The 18944-nt window shown below is 62.1% G+C and carries 20 protein-coding genes; 11 read left to right on the top strand and 9 right to left on the bottom strand.

What is annotated here, in order from left to right:
• Positions 1–51: 51 nt before the first annotated feature.
• Positions 52–990 carry a hypothetical protein gene (locus EDD77_RS12315; protein WP_058962696.1) on the bottom strand — a complete coding sequence of 313 codons (939 nt, stop codon included), beginning with the start codon at positions 988–990 and terminating at the stop codon, positions 52–54.
• 314 nt (positions 991–1304) lie between these two features.
• A complete protein-coding gene (locus EDD77_RS12310; protein WP_058962695.1) occupies positions 1305–1946 on the bottom strand; it encodes an epoxyqueuosine reductase QueH in 642 nt (213 codons plus the stop codon).
• 467 nt (positions 1947–2413) lie between these two features.
• Between EDD77_RS12310 and EDD77_RS12305 the strand changes: the two genes are divergently transcribed.
• The 5 genes from EDD77_RS12305 to EDD77_RS12285 all read left to right on the top strand — a co-directional run bounded on the left by EDD77_RS12305 (position 2414) and on the right by EDD77_RS12285 (position 6707).
• Positions 2414–2632, top strand: coding sequence for a DUF896 domain-containing protein (locus EDD77_RS12305; protein ID WP_058962694.1), 219 nt, complete (start codon positions 2414–2416; stop codon positions 2630–2632).
• A 148-nt stretch (positions 2633–2780) separates the two neighbouring features.
• Positions 2781–3959 (top strand): cation diffusion facilitator family transporter, encoded by a 1179-nt coding sequence (locus EDD77_RS12300; RefSeq protein WP_058962693.1) that lies wholly within the window; start codon positions 2781–2783, stop codon positions 3957–3959.
• Between the two features lie 34 nt (positions 3960–3993).
• Positions 3994–5178 carry an aminotransferase-like domain-containing protein gene (locus EDD77_RS12295; RefSeq protein ID WP_058962692.1) on the top strand — a complete coding sequence of 395 codons (1185 nt, stop codon included), beginning with the start codon at positions 3994–3996 and terminating at the stop codon, positions 5176–5178.
• A 44-nt stretch (positions 5179–5222) separates the two neighbouring features.
• Positions 5223–6434: an NADP-dependent isocitrate dehydrogenase gene (locus EDD77_RS12290; RefSeq protein WP_058962691.1), complete on the top strand. Its 1212-nt coding sequence runs from the start codon at positions 5223–5225 to the stop codon at positions 6432–6434.
• Between the two features lie 30 nt (positions 6435–6464).
• Complete coding sequence (locus EDD77_RS12285) at positions 6465–6707, top strand: helix-turn-helix domain-containing protein (RefSeq protein WP_058962876.1); 243 nt, start codon at positions 6465–6467, stop codon at positions 6705–6707.
• Positions 6708–6756: 49 nt separating this feature from the next.
• Here EDD77_RS12285 and EDD77_RS12280 read toward each other — a convergent pair whose 3' ends face one another.
• The 6 genes from EDD77_RS12280 to EDD77_RS12255 all read right to left on the bottom strand — a co-directional run bounded on the left by EDD77_RS12280 (position 6757) and on the right by EDD77_RS12255 (position 10969).
• Entirely contained in the window at positions 6757–7842 is a 1086-nt protein-coding gene (locus EDD77_RS12280; protein WP_077138442.1) for a helix-turn-helix domain-containing protein, read from the bottom strand.
• A 194-nt stretch (positions 7843–8036) separates the two neighbouring features.
• A complete protein-coding gene (locus EDD77_RS12275; RefSeq protein ID WP_058962690.1) occupies positions 8037–9023 on the bottom strand; it encodes a helix-turn-helix domain-containing protein in 987 nt (328 codons plus the stop codon).
• 196 nt (positions 9024–9219) lie between these two features.
• Complete coding sequence (locus tag EDD77_RS12270; RefSeq protein ID WP_058962689.1) at positions 9220–9429, bottom strand: hypothetical protein; 210 nt, start codon at positions 9427–9429, stop codon at positions 9220–9222.
• Between the two features lie 30 nt (positions 9430–9459).
• Positions 9460–9909, bottom strand: coding sequence for a helix-turn-helix transcriptional regulator (locus tag EDD77_RS12265; RefSeq protein ID WP_058962688.1), 450 nt, complete (start codon positions 9907–9909; stop codon positions 9460–9462).
• 233 nt (positions 9910–10142) lie between these two features.
• The gene (locus tag EDD77_RS12260; RefSeq protein ID WP_058962687.1) at positions 10143–10652 is read right to left on the bottom strand and encodes a DUF2812 domain-containing protein; all 510 of its coding nucleotides are present in this window, start codon (positions 10650–10652) and stop codon (positions 10143–10145) included.
• Positions 10649–10969 carry a PadR family transcriptional regulator gene (locus EDD77_RS12255; RefSeq protein ID WP_058962686.1) on the bottom strand — a complete coding sequence of 107 codons (321 nt, stop codon included), beginning with the start codon at positions 10967–10969 and terminating at the stop codon, positions 10649–10651. The genes EDD77_RS12260 and EDD77_RS12255 overlap by 4 nt, the downstream gene beginning before the upstream one ends.
• Positions 10970–11368: 399 nt before the next feature.
• Between EDD77_RS12255 and EDD77_RS12250 the strand changes: the two genes are divergently transcribed.
• The gene (locus EDD77_RS12250) at positions 11369–11797 is read left to right on the top strand and encodes an Hsp20/alpha crystallin family protein (protein ID WP_058962685.1); all 429 of its coding nucleotides are present in this window, start codon (positions 11369–11371) and stop codon (positions 11795–11797) included.
• Between the two features lie 293 nt (positions 11798–12090).
• Here the strand turns inward: EDD77_RS12250 and EDD77_RS12245 are convergent, their stop codons facing one another.
• Entirely contained in the window at positions 12091–12657 is a 567-nt protein-coding gene (locus EDD77_RS12245) for a glycerol-3-phosphate responsive antiterminator (RefSeq protein WP_058962684.1), read from the bottom strand.
• 341 nt (positions 12658–12998) lie between these two features.
• Here EDD77_RS12245 and EDD77_RS12240 point away from each other — a divergent pair, with 341 nt between their 5' ends.
• From EDD77_RS12240 to glpK, 5 genes are read left to right on the top strand one after another with little or no spacing between them, the layout of a single operon-like run.
• Positions 12999–14126 carry an endonuclease/exonuclease/phosphatase family protein gene (locus tag EDD77_RS12240; protein ID WP_058962874.1) on the top strand — a complete coding sequence of 376 codons (1128 nt, stop codon included), beginning with the start codon at positions 12999–13001 and terminating at the stop codon, positions 14124–14126.
• Between the two features lie 15 nt (positions 14127–14141).
• Entirely contained in the window at positions 14142–15587 is a 1446-nt protein-coding gene (locus EDD77_RS12235) for an NAD(P)/FAD-dependent oxidoreductase (protein WP_058962683.1), read from the top strand.
• Entirely contained in the window at positions 15584–16855 is a 1272-nt protein-coding gene (locus EDD77_RS12230) for an NAD(P)/FAD-dependent oxidoreductase (RefSeq protein WP_058962682.1), read from the top strand. Before EDD77_RS12235 ends, EDD77_RS12230 begins: the two co-directional genes overlap by 4 nt.
• Positions 16852–17229: a DUF1667 domain-containing protein gene (locus tag EDD77_RS12225; protein ID WP_058962681.1), complete on the top strand. Its 378-nt coding sequence runs from the start codon at positions 16852–16854 to the stop codon at positions 17227–17229. Before EDD77_RS12230 ends, EDD77_RS12225 begins: the two co-directional genes overlap by 4 nt.
• Positions 17226–18725, top strand: a complete 1500-nt coding sequence (glpK, locus tag EDD77_RS12220) for a glycerol kinase GlpK (RefSeq protein ID WP_058962680.1) — start codon at positions 17226–17228, stop codon at positions 18723–18725. The genes EDD77_RS12225 and glpK overlap by 4 nt, the downstream gene beginning before the upstream one ends.
• Positions 18726–18944: the final 219 nt, after the last annotated feature.

Here is an 18944-nt window from a genome sequence, read left to right as displayed (position 1 = left end):
AGCGAAGCGTGTTTGCGCTTCGCTTTTTTGCTGCATGGGGGCCGGGCCGGGTCAGGCCTCCAGCTGTTTGAGGCGGCGGGGGCGGTGCCGGGCCAGAATGTCCACGGCGACAGCCGGGTCAAAGGGGCGGCTGGTCTGCTGAGCCCATGCGGGCATGGAATAGCTTTTGGCCGGGGCCTGTGCCGTGGGGGCCGCGTCCTCCCAGCGGCGGTGGCTCAGCCACTTGGCCGGGTGGGGGATGTACCGCCCGCCGCTTTCCTTCCATGGGGCGCTCTCGCACTGGGCAGCCAGCGCCGCCAGCATGGTGTTCACAAGGGTTTCACTGGGCCGCAGCGCCTTCCATGCCAGCAGGGCCGCCCGCTTATCCGCCTTGCGGGGATAGGCCTGCCAGAACCGCTCAAAGCCGTTTGGGGTAATGTTGGCCGGTTGGCTGGCGGTTTGCGCCGGGATTACCTGTGTTGCAGTTGCTGGCGTATCGGTGAAACAGGGGTTCGGTTTGCACCCAGTCTTTGGCGCAGCGTTCCCGGATTTTTCAAAAAGGGGAGAGGGCGCACGCCCACCGCCGCAGGCGGTGTATGTGTGTTGGGAATCTTCTTGGGTATCTTTTTGGGTATCTTTTATTGCTCTTTCGGATTCGGCATTTGAATGTTCCGGATTCGTTTTTTGCAAGTGACGATTCTGAAACATGGAAGCAGCGGTTTCGCTGATTGCATACCACAAGGTGCGATCAAAGGCGAAACGACCGAAGCGGCCTTCCAGAAGCGCCCCCTGCCGAACAAGGCTTTTTAACAGGCGGCGGATTTTGGGTACGCTCCAGAAGGAAAAATGCTCGGCCAGCCGGGGGGCGCTGGCGTACATCCAGCAGCGGCCTTCTTTTTGGCAGTCCGGGTTTGCCGCGTTTTTCTCGCACCAGAAGCGGATGTGTTCCAGCAGCACCGCCTCTTCCACGCCGTACCGGACGGCGGCGTTCACATCGAAGGAATAATACATTCTGACCCTCCTTTTTTGGCTTGGAAATCAACCGGGAAAACAAAAACCGCCCCCCGGCACACCTGTTGAAAAAGCAGGGCGCACCGGATGACGGTTTGCAAAAAGGCGGGGCCAGAAATCCGGCTCCGCCTTATCTTCTCAGTTTATATGGTAGCACAGGTCAAACCGGGCCTGCCAAGGGTGAAATGCCGGAAAAAAGCGGGCTTTTCAAGGGTCAAAATGCGAAAAAAAGCGGGCTTTTCGCGGCGGAGGAGGGGATGGCACAAAAAAGCCCCGCGCCGGCTGCGGGGCCGGGCGGGGCGGTGTTGATGCGGTTATTTTTCTGGGGCGGGCTGCTCCGGCTTCGGGGCGCTGCCCCGGGCCGAAAATTCGCAGCCGCACCAGTCCTGCCGGTACAGGCTGTACTGGGCCGAAAGCTCCAGACTGCGCTTGTGGCCCTCCTTGCGCTTGAACTCGTTGGGCAGGTGGCGCACGCCGTATTTGGCTTCCAGCTCCCGGCCAATGGCGTTGATCTTCTCTGCGTCCTTGCGGGGGCTGATCGAAAGGGTGGAGCAGAACCAGTCGAATCCGTTTGCGGCGGCGTACCGGGCTGCGTGCTCCATCCGCAGCCGATAGCACACGGTGCAGCGGCCGCCCCGCTCGGGTTCGGCTTCCAGCCCGGCCACCGCGGTGTAGAATTCGCTCTGGTCGTAGCCCTCCTCCACCAGCGTGATGCCCGGCAGCTTTGCCTGCTTCACAAACTGGTGCAATTCGTCCGCCCGGCGGCGGTACTCGGATGCGGGCCAGATGTTCGGGTTATAATATAAAATGGTAATGTCAAAAAAGCCGCACAGCATCTCCAGCACGGCGCTGGAGCAGGGGGCGCAGCAGGCATGCAGCAAAAGCCGGGGGCGGCTTTCGCCCAGGCTCAGCAGCACCTGTTCCATCATTTTGGGGTAGTTGGGGCGGTTTGCCATGGGAAAAATCTCCTTTTTCGCGGGCCATGTTTTGGGCGGCCCTTCGGCGCTAATTGTATCACGTTTTGCCCCGCCGCGCCAGTGCGGGCCCGCCTTTCACGCTTTTCGCAGAATGTTTATAGGCCTATCACGATTTATCCACAATTTGCCTGTAAGATAAGAAGCGTAGACCGAAGGAAAGACAATCGTCTTTCAAAACCCGGTATTACTGCTGCGGCAGGGCGGCCAGGGCCGAATTGCTGCCCGCTGCGCACTTACACTGGAGCCCGGCGATGCGAGGCATTGCAGTGCCGAGCCGGGACCAGACAACCATCTCCGTTTTCCTCTGTAAAGGAAAGCTTCCTTATAATCGCTGTTGCAAAGCCAGCCCGGCAGAAATGCCGGGCTGACTTTGCGTTTTGCGGTAAAATCTGTTACAATACCCTTATATGTCTGGAAGAAAAACACAGAAAGTGAGCGCATGGAATATGACCAAGGAAAAGATTGCCCGCATCAACGAGCTGGCCAAAAAATCCCGCACCGAAGCGGGCCTCACCGAGGCCGAAAAGGCCGAACAGGCTGCCCTGCGCCGGGAGTACATCGACGAGATGAAGCAGAGCCTGCGCAGCCAGCTGGACAATGCCGACTACATCGACGACAAGGGCGTGCGGCGCCCGGTGTCCGACCTGAAAAAAGTGAAGAACTGAAAACGGCCGGTGCGCCAACCGCAAAACAAACGCCGGCAAAAGCAAAAAGCCCGTACAACCACTGGTCAACGGGCTTTTGCTATGCTATAATAAAGCGGTGAATCGAAAAAATCCGGTTCGGTTTGCCACAAGAGAGGAAGGATTCAACGTGACCAAAGCCCTGATCCGGCTTTTTGTAAAAAACCATGAGAACACCCGCGACCCCGCTGTGCGCGGCGCCTACGGCCGCATGGCCGGTGTGGTGGGCATCTTCTGCAACCTGCTGCTGTTCGCCGGCAAGTTCATCGCCGGCACCGTGTTCGGCAGCATCGCCATCGCGGCGGACGCCATCAACAACCTGTCCGACGCATCCTCCAACATCGTGAGCCTGATCGGCTTCAAGCTGGCGGAAAAGCCCGCCGACGAGGATCACCCCTACGGCCACGCCCGGTTCGAGTATCTGGCCGGTCTGGCGGTGGCGGTGATGGTGCTGGTCATCGGCGTGGAGCTGGCCAAGAACAGTCTGGACAAAATCCTGCATCCCACCCCGGTGGTGTTCAGCTGGCTGTCGGTTGCGGTGCTGGCGGCGTCCATTCTGGTAAAGCTGTGGATGGCGCTGTTCAACACCCACATCGGCAAGCTGATCGATTCCTCCACTCTGCAGGCCACCGCGGCAGACAGCCGCAACGACGTGCTGAGCACCGGCGCGGTACTGCTGGCCACCCTGATCAGCCGGTTCACCCCGCTGGAGCTGGACGGCTGGATGGGCCTTGCGGTGGCGGCGTTCATTCTGTACAGCGGCGCGGGCCTGATCAGGGAGACGCTGGATCCCCTGCTGGGCCAGGCCCCGGACGAGGCGCTGGTGCACTACATCCACGACAAGGTGATGAGCTACCCGGGCGTTCTGGGCACCCACGACCTGATGGTGCACGACTACGGCCCCGGCCGCCAGTTCGCCAGCGTGCATGTGGAGATGGCCGCCGAAGCCGATGTGATGGAAAGCCACGATGTGATCGACAACATCGAGCGGGATTTCTGGGACAATGACCACCTGCATGTGGTCATCCACTTCGACCCCATTATCACCAGCAACGGAAAGGTGAACGACGCCCGCCACTGGCTGGGCGAGCTGGTGAAGGAGATCGACCCGGCGCTTTCCATCCACGATCTGCGCATGGTGGCGGGCCCCACCCACACCAACCTGATCTTCGACTGCGTGACCCCCGCGGGCTTCGAGATGGACGAGGCCGACCTGAAGCAGGCCATCAAGCAGGCGGTGCGCAGCAGCCGCCCGGATTATTTCTGCGTCATCACGGTGGAGAGCGGCTATGCCTCCATCCCCCATTAATGGGATATTTTTAAAAGGAAAGAAGCGATTTGGCATGGAATTCCGTTATTCAAACAAGGTCAAACAGATGAAGCCCAGCATCATCCGCGAGCTGCTCAAGCAGATGAGCGACCCGCAGCTGATCAGCTTTGCGGGCGGCAACCCGGCGGCGGACAGCTTCCCCGCCGAGGCCATCCGCAAATTCAGCGACGAGCTGCTGGCCACCGACCCGGTGGGCATGCTGCAATATTCCGTCACCGAGGGCTACGGCCCCCTGCGCAAAGCCGCCCGGGACTACGCCAACCGGCAGTGGCCGGTGGTGCGCGATGCGGATGAGGTGATCATCACCAGCGGCAGCCAGCAGATCATCGAGTTCATGACAAAGCTTTTGTGCAACGAGGGCGACGTGATCGCGGTGGAGGAGCCCGCCTTTCTGGGGGCCTACAATTCCATGCGCAGCTTCGGCGCCCGCCTTGCCGGTGTGCCGCTGGAGGCGGACGGCGTGGATCTGAACGCGCTGGAAACCGTGTTCCGGGACGAAAAGCCCAAATTCTTCTACTGCATCCCCAACTTCCAGAACCCCACCGGCTACACCACCAGCCTTGCAAAGCGCAAGGCCATCTATGAGCTGGCGGTGCGCTACGGCGTGCCGGTGCTGGAGGATGACCCCTACGGCGCGCTGCGCATCTCCGGCGAAGCGGTTCCGCCCATCAAGCACTTCGACACCACCGGCGCGGTGGTGTATGCCGGGTCCTTCAGCAAGGTGCTGTGCCCGGGCATGCGGCTGGCCTTCTGCGCCGGGCAGCCGGAGTTCATCGGCAAGATGGTGGTGGCAAAGCAGGGCAGCGACGTGCACACCAACGTGTGGGCCCAGCGGGTCTGCGAGCGGATTCTCACCCAGACCGACATGGATGCCCATCTGGCCCGTTTGCAGGAAATCTACCGGGAAAAGGCCAACTACATGATGGCCGAGATGGATGAAAAGCTGGCCGGCCGGCTGAGCTACATCAGGCCGGAGGGCGGCATGTTCATCTGGGCCACCCTGCCCGAAACGGTGGACACCGACGCCTTCGTGAAAAAGTGCCTGGAGCACAAGCTGGCGGTGGTGCCGGGCAGCGCCTTCTACACCGCCGACGCGGACTGCCGCAGCGTGCGGCTGAACTTCTCCACCCCCACAAAAGAGCAGATCAGACAGGGCGTGGAGATCATGGACAAGGTATTGCGGGAGCTGGGCGCGTAACGCGGCCTGTTCGCCCCGATTAGACAGAAAGAGAGGACAAGCCGATGGAAAAGATCAAGATGACCACCCCGCTGGTGGAGATGGACGGCGACGAGATGACCCGCGTGCTGTGGCAGTGGATCAAGGAGGAGCTGCTGTGCCCCTTTGTGGAGCTGAACACCGAATATTACGACCTGGGCCTGCCCAACCGGGACGCCACCGGCGACCAGGTGACCATGGACGCGGCGCTGGCCAACAAGAAGTACGGCGTGTCGGTCAAGTGCGCCACCATCACCCCCAATGCCCAGCGCATGACCGAGTATGACCTGCACGAGATGTGGAAGAGCCCCAACGGCACCATCCGCGCCGTGCTGGACGGCACCGTGTTCCGTGCGCCCATCCTACTGGACTGCATCAAGCCGGTGGTCAAGACCTGGAAAAAGCCCATCACCATTGCCCGCCATGCCTACGGCGACGTGTACAAGGGCACCGAGTTCCGCGTTCCCGGCCCCGGCAAGGCCGAGCTGGTGTTCACCGGCGCGGACGGCACCGAGATGCGCCAGACCATCTATGACTTTGAGTGCGCCGGTGTGCTGCAGGGCACCTACAACAAGGATACCTCCATCGAGAGCTTTGCCCGCAGCTGCTTTAACTATGCTTTGTCCACAAAGCAGGATCTGTGGTTCTCCACCAAGGATACCATCAGCAAGAAATACGACCACACCTTCAAGGACATCTTTGCCGAGATCTACGAGAAGGAGTACAAAGAGCAGTTCGAGGCCGCGGGCATCGAATACTTCTACACTCTGATCGACGACGCGGTGGCCCGCGTGGTGCGCAGCGAGGGCGGCTTCATCTGGGCCTGCAAGAACTACGACGGCGACGTGATGAGCGACATGGTCTCCACCGCCTTCGGCAGCCTTGCCATGATGACCAGCGTGCTGGTCAGCCCGGACGGCAACTACGAGTACGAGGCCGCCCACGGCACCGTGACCCGCCACTACTACCGCTACCTGAAGGGCGAGAGCACCTCCACCAACCCCATGGCCACCATCTTCGCCTGGACCGGCGCGCTGGCAAAGCGCGGCGAGCTGGACGGCAACGACGCGCTGGTGAAGTTCGCCAAAACGCTGGAGCAGGCTTGCCTGGACACCCTGGCCAGCGGCGTGATGACCAGGGACCTGTGCGGCCTGGCTGAGGGCGTGGAGACAAAGCCCGTGGACAGTCTGGAATTCATCCGCGCCATCCGCGCCAATCTGGAAGCCAAGCTGGCCTGAGCGCGGCCCGAAAAACGTGAGGTGATGCCCGTGAACATTGGTGAAGCGGTGAGAGAACGCATTCTGGAATTGTGCCGGGAGCGGGACCTCTCCATCAATAAGCTGTGCAGCATGAGCGGCGTGACCCAGTCCACGGTGAACAACATCATCAGCGGCCGCAACCGCAGCGCCACCGTGTCCACCATCCAGAAGCTGTGCGACGGGCTGGGCATCACCATCGAAGAGTTTTTCCATTCCCCGCTGTTCCGGGGTCTGGAACAGGAACTGAAATAAGCAGAAAACCGCCCCCATTGGAAACGGCCAATGGGGGCGGTTTTTTGTATCAAATGCTCTCCTCCAGCCGGGCGAGGGCGGCGGCAAACACCGGGTGGCTCAGCAGGGGGCGGTATTTTTCGTCCTGCCGGATTTCACTCAGCAGCAGGCGGCGCAGCTCCCGGCTGCTGGCTTCGGCGCCTTCCGGGTGCTTCGCGGTCACGCCCGGGGCGAAGATGTCCGCCCGGGGGAAGGCGGGCGGGCCGGTGAGCACCTCCACATAGCTTGCAAAGCAGGCGGCGGCTTCGTCCGGCCTTCCTTCCTGCAACCACAGCTCCATGGCAAGGCCTGCGCTCATGTCCGGAAAATCGAAGGCCCGGGCCAGCGCCCCCCAGGCTTCGCACACCGCCCGCCGCCGCTCCGGTTCGGGCAGCAGCTTCGGGTCCATCATGGTGGCCAGCAGGCTCTGGGCCTGACTGATCAGCTTGTACAGCTGCTTCTGGGTGGTCTCCAGTGCTTTGCCGGGCTGGCCGGTTTTCAGGTAATACCGGGCCCATGTGCCGGTGGGGTCGCCCCCCCGCTCGGGCAGCTGGCGCAGCAGCGCCGCGCCGGTTTCCGCGTCGCCGTCCGTGATTTCCAGCATGGCCAGCCCGATGGTGGCGGTCTGCCAGTAGGCGGCGTTGCCGCTTTCGCGCACCTCCTCCAGCAGCTGGCGCTTGCGGGCCCGCCAGCGGGTGCGGGCTTCCTCGCCCGCCGCGGGGAAGAACATGGCCAGCGCGTCGTAGCTGGCCACCGCGTTGTATTGCAGGGCGGTGCAGCCGGGGTACTGGTGCAGCAGCTCCTCCAGTTGCTGCTCGGCGGCCTGCCAGCCGTCCGGCATTTGATTCATGGCGGCGGTGAGCAGGTCGTTTACCCGCCGCACCACCTCTTCGTCGCTTAAGGTCTCCTCAAATTGCAGCAGCGCGTCCACGCTGGTGCCCAGCGCCCGGGCCAGCGGGCAGAGCAGGGTGATGTCCGGGTAGGAGGTGTCGGTCTCCCACTTGCTCACCGCCGGGGCGCTCACCCCCAGCCGGGCCGCCAGCTGCTCCTGGGTCAGGCCCTTTTCCTTGCGGCGGGCCGCAATGGCCGCGCCGATCTTCATCCGGTTCAGTTCCATGGTGTGCTCCTTGTTCGGGTCAAATGTGGATGTGCGCCGCGCTTCTTCCTGCCTTTATTGTAGACCATCCCGCCCGCCGCCACAAGCGACGGGTCGTTACGCGCCGGGCAGGTTTTTGTAACCGGCGGTTACAAAAAAGCCCCGGCGGCCGAGGGCTTCGGCTGCCGGGGCAAAGGAAAAAACGAAAAAGGGGCTCAGCGTTCGGGGCGCAGCATCCGGCGCAGCGCCAGCAGCGCGGCGAACAGCACCGCCGCCACCGGCCAGATGATCCAGGTGCGGGCCCAGTGGCCGGTGTAAAAGCTGGAGCCCAGATAAATGGCGGTGATCAGGCACCAGTAGAAGCCGGTGAAGGGGTCGTTGCGCCGGTTTTCCGCCTTGTGCTCCCGGGTGTAGTCGCCCTCCTCCAGCAGCTTTTCGTAGCTCTCCCAGGGGCAGGCCACCCGGACGATGATATACACGCCCACCGCGATGAGGGCCAGCAGCAGGCAGACCGCGAACACGCAGGACAGCTCGGCTTCCAGCGCCATGCAGAAAAACAGCGGCACCACGCTCAGGATGCACAGCACGATGCCCACCACCAGACCCTTGTGGTAGATGGGGGCAAAGGCCTCCCGTTTGGTTTCCACAATGCCCGCCACCCCGTATTCCGGGGCGATGGGCTCCTTTTCCAGAAATTCATACCGCTCCAGCTTGATGCCGCTGGGCAGCAGAATGGCCACCCCCGCCGCCACGATCACGAACAAAAGCAACAGGCCGACGGCGGCGGCCACGTCCTCGCTGAGGGCGATTCGGCCGTATTCCGCCATGCCGGTGATGGCGATCAGCGGCACCGGCGACAGGATGAACAGCGCCACCGCCAGCGCGATGAATTTGTGGCAGCGCTCGCTCAGCTCCAGATAAAAGTTGGCCTCCTCCAGCGAGATGGGCCGGGGCGCGGGGCCTTCCTCCGGCAGCAGGGGGGCGGCGCAGCCCTCCTCTTCGGCGGCGTTGTCCTTCAACAGGTAATCGGTGCTCACCCCGAACAGCTCGCTCATTTTTAAAATCTTATCCAGATCCGGCATGGAGGCCATGGATTCCCACTTGGACACCGACTGCCGGGACACCCCCAGCCGCGCCGCCAGCTCCTCCTGCGACCAGCCCTGCGCCTTGCGCAGCTTCATGATTTTTTCTGCTAAGATCATATTCCCAACTCCTTCTTTGCGGGTTCTGTTTTGCTGCTCTCATTGTAGCAGAAGTGCCGGTTACCCGCCACCCAGCCCGCTGGGCAATTTGTCAACCGGCGGTTGCGGATGGGCAAAACCGATGTGCACCGCCTGTTTTCGGGCAGAAAAAGGCCGCCCGGCCCCGCTGCACAAAGGCAGGGGCCGGTTTTGGGGCTTATTCCGTGGGCAGGGCTTCCAGCTCCCGCCGGATCAGCTCGTTTGCAAGGGTGAAGGCCTCGATGCGCCTTTTTGCCAGCGTCAGCTGGGATTTGTACCGCGCCGGATTTTCCTTTTCCTCAAGGGTTTTCACGGTCTGGCGCAGCTTGTGCAGGGTGGAGTCGATCTGGCGCTTTGCCTCGGCCAGCTCTTCGCGGGTGTAGTCCATGGGGTGTCCTTTCTTTTTGGGGGATGCGGGTCACATCTGGCCCTTCCAGACCCGGGCCAGAATGTCCTTCAAGACCAGAAGTGCGTCGGTGGTGTTGTAGCCGTATTCCACCTGCAGCTGGGTGAGCATCTCCCGCAGCTGGGGGGCGTAGTCGTCGATGCGCACCGTTTTGTGGTAGGTGGCCAGCACCGGGTACTTTTTGCTCCACACCCTGTTCCAGTCGATCTTCGCCTGGGCTTCCTCGCTCACGCTGTCGATCATCTCCCGGGCCTGCTGTTCGTCGAAATCGTACTCCACCAGCTCGTCCAGCGTGATGTGGTACAAAACGGCCAGCCGTTTCGACTGGCGGATGTCCGGCAATGTTTCTCCGGTCTCCCATTTGGAGATGGTCTGGCGGGAAACGCCCAGCTTCTCGGCCACATTCTCCTGGGAAAGGCCGCTCTTTTTGCGGGCGTGATACAAACCGCTTGCAAAGCTCATGGGAAAAAACCTCCTGTTTTCTGTTTTGGCTCTCTCAGTATACCGCCTAAAGGGCCAAAAGGCCACCAACCAAAGCCGACGGTTTCGCCCGGTTTTGTAACATCACTTGACCATGGCGAACTGATAGGCTTCTTCGGCCCAGTCCAGCAGCTCGTCGTCGGTCATGAACACACACCTGCCTTTTTGTTTTTTCTTATTATATTATAGCCCCGGCGGGCGGGGCAGGGCAACGGTCAGCGGTGCAGATCCTTCCGGGCGGCCAGCGCCCGGCGGCGGAAATACAGCTTGAAGAAGCCAAAGGCGCCTACGGCGGCCAGCGCCAGATTCAGCCAGCTGAGCTGTTGCAGATGGCTGTTGGCCAGATTGGCAAAGCCGGGCAGCACGTTAACCGCCATCACTACGCCGCAGAGAGCCATGACCCCGTCCAGATGTCGCAGCACGCCCTCCAGATCCGAGAAAATTTCGAAGGGCTGGCCGTCCGATTTCTTTTTTAAATAGATCCAGTTCAGGCAGCGACCCACCACCTGAATGCCGGTTTCCTCCAGAAAGGCCAGATAGTCCGGGTCGGCTTTTCGCAGCAGCTGCAACTGGTACTGGTATTCGCCCGGCTCGCCCTGCTCGAATTCATACACGAAGAACCCGGCCCGGCACAGTTGCCAGCCCTGGCGGCTCATGTCGTTCAGCCAGTCGATTTCCTTTTCAAAATTCCAGACAAAAAATGTGCGGTGGATGATCTTTTTCATACCGGATTCCCTCCTGTGACCTGTTCGCCGTTTTTCACCAGCTCCTTCAGCCGGGCCAGCTCGTTTTCCACGGCGGCGCGGCCTGCGGCCGTGATGCGGTATTCCTTCTTCCGGCTGCCCGGGGCGCAGGGCAGCGCCTCAATCCAGCCCTTGTCCTGCAGGGTGTTCAGCGCGCCGTACAAAGTGCCCGCCGCCAGCCGCACCCGCCCGTCGGAAAATTCCTCGGCCTTCTGCATGATGCCGTAGCCGTGCAGCGGCTCGTACAGCGAAAGCAGAATATAATAAAAGGCTTCGGTCAGTGCGATGTGTTCGTTCATCTGCGGCCCTCCTTTTTTGTTTGCTCGGCAAGCGTTATATCGCCTTCCGATACAACTATATCAGGTGCCGATATACTTGTCAAGCAGTCGGGGACCGGCGGCAGGGTAGGATAGGGGATGATTGCGACAAAAATCTATGGCAGAAAGAGCGGAGAAAATGGATTATCACTCTAAGCGGTAGAGTGCTAACAATTAACAAAATGTTCATAAATCCACCGATTTTATGTCACAAACCGGCGGTAGAATATAGTTGTCAAAAGGGAACGGGACCTGAAGGCAAGAGCCTTTGGAAGCGATCCGGACAATTCCGATTGACAAAGCGGCGCAGCCCCCGCGTACCATGCGCACCGCATTACAACAAAAATCTATGATAAATGGCGCGGAGCAAAGGAGCATTTTATGTTTGGTATGATTCCGTTTGGCCGTGAAGAAAACAGTCTGTTCAACTATCTGGATAACATGGAGCGCAGCCTCTTTACCGGTTTTGGCGATATGAGCCAGTTCCGCTGCGACATTCAGGACAAGGGCGATTCCTACCTGATGGAAGCGGAGCTGCCCGGCTTCAATAAGGAGGACATCTCCATCGACCTGAATGGCGACAGCCTGATGATCACCGCCCGCCACAACTCCGAGAGCGGCGAGAAGGACGACAAGGGCAACTATGTGCGCCGGGAACGCAAGTTCGGTTCCTTCAGCCGGAGCTTCGACGTGAGCGGCATCGACACCACCGCCATCAAGGCCGCCTACAACAACGGCATTCTGGAGCTGACCCTGCCCAAGAAGGGCGAAGTTACTCCCGCATCCCGCAGCATCCAGATCGAGGGCTAAGCGCAGAGCAGAGCCCCACGGCAAAAGCACAAAAGGCCCCGGCCAGCAAACCCGCTGGCCGGGGCCTTTTTGCGTATCCGGGCAGAATGACACATCCGGCGGGCGGAATTCCCGTCCGGTGTGCTGGAAAAAATCCTATCGCCCTGCTATGATAGAAACAGAAAAAGGAGGGCGATGGAATGAGTCTGGCAAAACGAATTGCAGCCTGCCGCAAGCAGGCGGGAATTTCGCATGGCGGCGGCAGTGGCAGGCGGCGTGTGCATCCGGCGGGAATACCGGCAGCTGTAACGGCGTTACAGCTGCCACACCGCCGGGCAGGTGCTGGACACCGCCGCCGCACCCGCGCCCAGCGCGTCGATCACGTCCTGCTTGTCCGCAATCAGGCCGCTGGCGATGAGCGGCGCGCCCAGCTCGTGGCTCAAACGGGCGATGAGCTTCGGCATCAGGCCGGGCAGAATCTCGATGAAGTCCGCCCACTGGCTGCCGCCGCTTTTGCGCAGGCTCTGCAGGGCCATGTTATCAAGCAGAAAGGTGCGGTACACCCCCGCAAGGCCCAGCGCCTTTGCCCGCCGCACCAGCGCCGCCTTGGTGCTGATCACCCCGTCCGCCCGGGTGGCCCCGGCCAGATATTCCACCGCCGCCTCCCGGGCGGAAAGGCCGTCCAGCAGATCCACGTCCACAAACACGGTTTTGCCCGCCTGCTTCAGCCGCTGCACGATGGCCGGGATGCTCACCACAGACCCATATAAAACGAACACCACCGGCTTGGGGTTTTGAAGGCAGCGGGCAAGGCCCTCCTCGTCCTTGATGGCGATGATGATGGGGTTTTCTTCCAGCAGTTCCTGCAGGCGGGCATCCATGGGGCATCCTCTTTTCCGGTTTGATGATACCTTATTATAGCACCCGAAAACCGGGGGCGGCAATGCCGGGGGGCGCTTTGTGCGCATGCCACAAAAACCCGGGGATAATTTTTGCGGGTCTGCCCATTGCGCCCCGGCGGCCCCGCCCTCTATAATAATAGTATGACCAATAAACGCGGCCGACGCGCCGCCAGAAAAATGCCCGGGGCTTTCGGCAGGCTCCGGCCTGTGCAAGAGTGAAGAGCAGCAGAACAGACGCCATGACGGTGTGTTTCTGCTGCCTTTTTTTGTTGGAATGAAGTGTATTGGGATTTGCCGCAGATTGAACAGCGAGGTGCATGATGACAAAGCAGAAAAAATGGTTCAAACGAATCGGGCTGGCGCTGCTGGCCCTTGTGCTGGTGCTGGCGGCGGCGCTGACGGGCTATGTGGGCTGGCTGCAAAGCGGCTACTACCGCATTCCGGACGGGGAAACGCTGGAAATCACCACCCCCCAGCTGGAGCCGCTGGCCCCCGGGCAGGAATACACCGCCCTCACCTATAACATCGGCTTTGGCGCCTACGGGCCGGATTACAGCTTCTTCATGGACACCGGCACCATGGCGGACGGCACCCCGGTGCAGGGCAAATGGGGCAAGGCCCGCAACCGGGAATCGGTGCTGGCCAACACCCGGGGCGCGCTGGAGACCATCGCCGCCCAGGACGCGGACTTTCTGCTTTTGCAGGAGGTGGATGTGAAGGCGGACCGGAGCCATCAGGTGGATCAGAGCGCCATGCTGAAAGACGGCCTGCCCGGCTACGGGGCGGTGTTCGCCTGCAACTTCCACACCCGGTATCTGCTCTACCCCTTCCACGACCCCCACGGCGCGGTGAACGCGGGGCTGCTTACCCTGAGCCGCTACCGCATCGACGAGGCAGTGCGCCGCAGCTACCCGGTGGACGAGAGCTTCTTTGTGAAATTCACCGATCTGGATCGCTGCTTTGCCCAGCTGCGCATCCCGGTGGAGGGCGGCGGCGAGCTGGTGCTCATCAACAGCCACATGTCCGCCTACGACGAGGGCGGCACCGTGCGGGCCCGCCAGCTGGAAATGCTCTGTGACGTGATGCAAACGGAATACGAAAAGGGCAACTACGTCATCGTGGGCGGCGACTTCAACCACGCGCTGGGCGAGGGCATGGCCGAAGCCTTTGAAAGCGGCCAGCAGCTGCCGGGCTGGGTGGCCCAGCTCACCGACGCGGATCTGCCCGCGGGCTTTTCCATCCGGCGGGCGGAGAATGAGTACCAGACCCCCACCTGCCGCACCGCGGATCTTCCCTGGGAGCCGGGGGTCAACTACACCACCGTGCTGGACGGGTTTATCGTTTCGGATAACGTGTCCGCCACGGCGGAAAACATCGACACCAATTTTGCTTACAGCGACCACAACCCGGTGAAGCTCACCTTCCGGCTGGGTCAGGCTGCGGAATAAAAGGAGGAAACAGATATGGTAGATGTGGCAATCATCGGCTGCGGCGTGACCGGCGCGGCGGTGGCATACCAGCTGGCGAAAAAGCAGGTCAGCGTTTTGATTCTGGAAGCGGAAAACGATGTGTCCATGGGCACCACCAAGGCCAACAGCGCCATTCTGCACGCGGGCTACGACCCGGAGCCCGGCACCAGCATGGCCCGGCTGAACGTGCGGGGCAGCGCGCTGGCGAAGGAAATCTGCGCCGCGCTGGATGTGCCCTACAAGCAGACCGGCAGCTTCGTGGTGGCCTTCGGCCCCGAGCAGGAGAAAACGCTGCGGCGGCTCTACGAAAACGGCACCGCCAACGGGGTGCCGGGGCTGGAAATTTTGAGCGGCGAAAAGGCCCGGGCACTGGAGCCGAACCTCTCGCCGGAGATCACCGCCGCCCTGCACGCGCCCAGCGCCGCCATCGTGAGCCCATGGGAGTTCGCGCTGGCCATGGCGGAAAACGCGGTGCAAAACGGGGCTGACCTGCACTTGGAAACCCGGGTCACCGGCCTTACCCCCACCGAGGGCGGCTGGAAGATCCAGACTACAAAGGGCGACTTTGAAGCCCGCTTTGTGGTGAACGCCGCCGGTGTGGACGCGGGCAAAGTGCACGCGATGGCCGCGCCGGAGAATTTTGTCACCAAACCCTGCCGGGGCGAGTATTATCTGCTGGACAAATCCGCCGGCAATACCGTGGGCCGGGTGATCTTCCAGTGCCCCACCGCCGCGGGCAAGGGCGTGCTGGTGGCCCCCACGGTGCACGGCAATCTGATCGTCGGCCCCAACGCACAGGACATTCCCGATGCAGCCGACACCGCCACCACCGCCATGGGCCTTGCTCAGGTGGCGCAAAGCGCCCGCAAAAGCGTGCCCGGCGTGGATCTTTCCGCCTGCATCCGCAACTTTGCGGGCATCCGGGCCAACACCGACCGGCCGGATTTCGTCATCCAGTGGGCGGCCCCCGGTTTCCTCGATCTGGCGGGCATGAAGAGCCCCGGCCTTTCCGCCGCCGCAGCGGTGGGCGAGGAGGCCGCGGCCCTGCTCCAGCGGGCGGGCCTTGTGCTGAAGGAAAAGGAAAACTCGGTGACCACCCGCAAACGGATTCGTTTCAAAGAGCTGCCCGGCGAGGAAAAGGCGGCGCTCATCGCCCGGGAGCCTTCCTATGGCCGGGTGATCTGCCGGTGCGAGACGGTGACCGAGGGCGAGATCATCGCCGCCTGCCACACCTCCATCCCGCCCCGCAGCATTGACGGGGTGAAGCGCCGGGTGGGCGCGGGCATGGGCCGCTGTCAGGGCGGCTTCTGCGGGCCCCGGGTGATGGAGATTTTGAGCCGGGAGCTGGGCAAAAGCCCGCTGGAGATTCCGCAGGAGGGGGCGGCGAGCATTCTGCTCACCGGCCGGACGAAACAGGCAAAGGGGGACAAAACCGTATGACAGAGCGGCAGGAATATGATGTGATTGTGGTGGGCGGCGGCCCGGCGGGCCTTGCAGCCGCCCTGAGCGCAAGGGAAAACGGCGCGGAGCATGTGCTGATCCTGGAGCGGGACGAGGAGCTGGGCGGCATTCTGAACCAGTGCATCCACAACGGCTTCGGCCTGCATCATTTCAAAGAAGAGCTCACCGGCCCGGAATACGCCGGTCGGTTCATCCGGCAGCTGGAGGGCACCGGCATCGAGGTGATGCTGGGGGCCATGGTGCTGGAGGTGAACGCCCAGGCGCACACCGTGCAGGCCATCAGCAAAACGCTGGGCTACCGGCTGCTGCAGGGCAAGAGCATTCTGCTGGCCATGGGCTGCCGGGAGCGCACAAGGGGCGCCATCGGCATCCCCGGCACCCGCCCGGCGGGCGTGTTCACCGCGGGCGCGGCCCAGCGGTATGTGAACATGGAAGGCTACATGGTGGGCAAGCGGGTGCTGATCTTAGGCAGCGGCGACATCGGCCTGATCATGGCCCGCCGCATGACGCTGGAGGGCGCGAAGGTGCTGGCCTGCGTGGAGGTCATGCCCTATTCCGGGGGCCTGATGCGCAACATCGTCCAGTGTTTGCAGGACTACGACATCCCCCTGTATCTCTCCCATACCATCATCGACATTCAGGGCAAGGACCGGGTGGAGCGGGCCGTGGTGGCCAAGGTGGACGAAAACCGCCGCCCCATCCCCGGCACCGAGATGGTCTTTGACTGCGACACCATTCTTTTGAGCGTGGGCCTGATTCCGGAAAACGAGCTCACCAGCGGGGCGGGCATCACCCTTGATCCCCGCACCAAGGGGCCGGTGGTGTTCGAGAACATGGAGACCAGCGCCCCCGGCGTGTTCGCCTGCGGCAATGTGGTGCATGTGCACGATCTGGTGGACTTTGTCACCGCCGAAAGCCAGCGGGCCGGTGCCGCCGCCGCCCGGTATGCGCTGGGGCAGGCAAGCGAAGGCCCGGCGGTGGAGATCAAAAACGGCGAGGGCGTGGGCTACACCGTGCCCCAGAAATACCGCCCGGCGGCGGTGGACAAAAAGCTGGAGATCTTCTTCCGGGTGCGCCGGGTCTACGGCAATTCGGCGGTGGTGGTCACCAGTGAGGGCGCGCCGCTGGCCCGGTTCAAACGGGAGCATCTGGCCCCCGGCGAGATGGAACACATCACCCTGCCCGCGGCCCTGCTGGCAAAGGCGGCGGGCGCGCTGGAAGTGGCGGTAGAGGAGGAACAGGCATGAAGGAACTGATCTGCATTGTGTGCCCCAAGGGCTGCCGTCTGCACGTGGACGAGAACGATGGCTACAAAGTGACCGGAAATACCTGCCCACGGGGCGAAGAATATGGTAAAATGGAACTAACGAACCCCACCCGCACCATCACCAGCACGGTGGCGGTGCGGGGTGCGGCCCATCCCCGCTGCCCGGTCAAAACCACAAAGCCCATTCCCAAGGGGCTGATCTTTGAAGCCATGCAGACGCTGGACGGTCTGGAACTGACCGCGCCGGTGGCTCTGGGTCAGGTGGCGGTGGCCAACGTGTGCGGCACCGGGGCGGACTTTGTGACCACCCGCGCACTGGATGCACAGGGCGCGGCAAAGGAGGAAATGCAATGAGCAGCCGGTACATTCTGGCACTGGATCAGGGAACCACCAGCAGCCGGGCGATTCTGTTCGACGAGGAGCAGAACATTCTGGAAATGACCCAGCGGGAATTTGAGCAGATCTACCCCAAAGAGGGCTGGGTGGAGCACGACGCCATGGAAATCTGGTCCAGCCAGTACAGCGTGATGATGGAGGTGGTGGCCAAAAGCGGGGTGGATCCGGCGGCCATCGCGGGCATCGGCATCACCAACCAGCGGGAGACCACCATCCTGTGGGAAAAGGAAACCGGCCGCCCCATCTACAACGCCATCGTGTGGCAGTGCCGCCGCACCGCCCCCATTGTGGATGAACTGGTGGAAAAGGGCTATGGCGACATGATCCGCAAAAAAACCGGCCTTGTGCCGGACGCCTATTTCTCCGCCAGCAAGATCAAGTGGATTCTGGATCAGGTGCCCGGCAGCCGGGAAAAGGCGGCAAGGGGCGAGATCCTGTTCGGTACCGTGGATACCTGGCTGGTCTGGAAGCTCACCGGCGGCAAGGCCCATGTGACCGACCGCACCAACGCCTCCCGCACCATGCTCTATAACATCGATACCCTCGACTGGGACGACGAGCTGCTGGAGCTTTTGGACATTCCCCGGGCCATGCTGCCCACCGTCTGCTCCTCCAGCGAGGTTTACGGCTATACCACCATCGGGCCGGTGCAGGTGCCGGTGGCGGGCATCGCGGGCGACCAGCAGGCCGCCCTCTTCGGGCAGGGTTGCTTTGAGGCCGGGCAGGCCAAAAACACCTACGGCACCGGCTGCTTCCTTTTGATGAACACCGGCGAGACCCGCCACCAGAGCGAAAACGGCCTGCTCACCACCATCGCGGCCACCGTGAAGGGCCAGCCGGTGCAGTATGCCTTGGAGGGCAGCGTGTTCGTGGGCGGCGCGGTCATCCAGTGGCTGCGGGACGAGATGCGCTTTTTCACCGAAAGCCGGGACGCGGAGTACTACGCCCAGAAGGTGCCGGACACCGGCGGGGTCTATCTGGTGCCCGCCTTCACCGGCCTTGGCGCGCCCCACTGGGATATGTACGCCCGGGGCTGCATTGTGGGCATCACCCGCGGCACCAAGCGGGAGCACATCATCCGGGCGGCGCAGGAGTCCATTGCCTATCAGTCGGCGGATCTGGTCGCCGCCATGGAAAAGGACACCGGCATCCCCCTGAGCGTACTTAAGGTGGACGGCGGCGCCTCCCGGGATCGCTTCCTGATGCAGTTCCAGGCGGATATTCTGAACAAGGCGGTGCGCCGCCCCATGATCCGCGAGACCACCGCCCTGGGCGCGGCCTATCTGGCCGGGCTGGCGGTGGGCGTCTGGAAGGACACCGACGAGATCAGCCGCCTGTGGAGCTGCGACGTGGACTTTGCCCCCGATATGGCGGAGGACAAGCGCCATCAGCTGCTGGCGGGCTGGCACAGGGCCGTGGGCCGCAGCCTTGGATGGGCAAAGCCCGGCGTCTGAGTAAAATTGCAGCATATTCAACAAAATACCCCGCCGGGGCGGAAGGCACATTCCGCCCCGGCGGGGCTTTTTTGCCCGGAAAAGGAGGGGAATCCCAAATTTTGCAGAAGCGGCGGGGCGAAAATGTTTCCGGGAAATCCTCCGGCTGCATTTATTGGTTATGCACAAAAATATATCGCGCACATTTGTGCTAACTGGATAATACGTTTTACCATTTGT

Source organism: Allofournierella massiliensis, from assembly GCF_004345265.1.
In the GTDB taxonomy this organism is placed as follows: domain Bacteria; phylum Bacillota; class Clostridia; order Oscillospirales; family Ruminococcaceae; genus Allofournierella; species Allofournierella massiliensis.
This window is presented reverse-complemented; position numbering and strand designations above follow the sequence as displayed.

Bases quoted from the DNA above. Each gene is read 5' to 3' on its own strand.
- EDD77_RS12235 (WP_058962683.1), top strand. From the start codon at position 14,142: ATGGTAGATGTGGCAATCATCGGCTGCGGCGTGACCGGCGCGGCGGTG.
- EDD77_RS12305 (WP_058962694.1), top strand. From the start codon at position 2,414: ATGACCAAGGAAAAGATTGCCCGCATCAACGAGCTGGCCAAAAAATCC.
- EDD77_RS12265 (WP_058962688.1), bottom strand. From the start codon at position 9,909: ATGAGCTTTGCAAGCGGTTTGTATCACGCCCGCAAAAAGAGCGGCCTT.
- EDD77_RS12290 (WP_058962691.1), top strand. From the start codon at position 5,223: ATGGAAAAGATCAAGATGACCACCCCGCTGGTGGAGATGGACGGCGAC.
- EDD77_RS12295 (WP_058962692.1), top strand. From the start codon at position 3,994: ATGGAATTCCGTTATTCAAACAAGGTCAAACAGATGAAGCCCAGCATC.
- EDD77_RS12280 (WP_077138442.1), bottom strand. From the start codon at position 7,842: ATGGAACTGAACCGGATGAAGATCGGCGCGGCCATTGCGGCCCGCCGC.
- EDD77_RS12230 (WP_058962682.1), top strand. From the start codon at position 15,584: ATGACAGAGCGGCAGGAATATGATGTGATTGTGGTGGGCGGCGGCCCG.
- EDD77_RS12260 (WP_058962687.1), bottom strand. From the start codon at position 10,652: ATGAAAAAGATCATCCACCGCACATTTTTTGTCTGGAATTTTGAAAAG.
- EDD77_RS12225 (WP_058962681.1), top strand. From the start codon at position 16,852: ATGAAGGAACTGATCTGCATTGTGTGCCCCAAGGGCTGCCGTCTGCAC.
- EDD77_RS12270 (WP_058962689.1), bottom strand. From the start codon at position 9,429: ATGGACTACACCCGCGAAGAGCTGGCCGAGGCAAAGCGCCAGATCGAC.
- glpK (WP_058962680.1), top strand. From the start codon at position 17,226: ATGAGCAGCCGGTACATTCTGGCACTGGATCAGGGAACCACCAGCAGC.
- EDD77_RS12310 (WP_058962695.1), bottom strand. From the start codon at position 1,946: ATGGCAAACCGCCCCAACTACCCCAAAATGATGGAACAGGTGCTGCTG.
- EDD77_RS12275 (WP_058962690.1), bottom strand. From the start codon at position 9,023: ATGATCTTAGCAGAAAAAATCATGAAGCTGCGCAAGGCGCAGGGCTGG.
- EDD77_RS12240 (WP_058962874.1), top strand. From the start codon at position 12,999: ATGACAAAGCAGAAAAAATGGTTCAAACGAATCGGGCTGGCGCTGCTG.
- EDD77_RS12315 (WP_058962696.1), bottom strand. From the start codon at position 990: ATGTATTATTCCTTCGATGTGAACGCCGCCGTCCGGTACGGCGTGGAA.
- EDD77_RS12245 (WP_058962684.1), bottom strand. From the start codon at position 12,657: ATGGATGCCCGCCTGCAGGAACTGCTGGAAGAAAACCCCATCATCATC.
- EDD77_RS12250 (WP_058962685.1), top strand. From the start codon at position 11,369: ATGTTTGGTATGATTCCGTTTGGCCGTGAAGAAAACAGTCTGTTCAAC.
- EDD77_RS12255 (WP_058962686.1), bottom strand. From the start codon at position 10,969: ATGAACGAACACATCGCACTGACCGAAGCCTTTTATTATATTCTGCTT.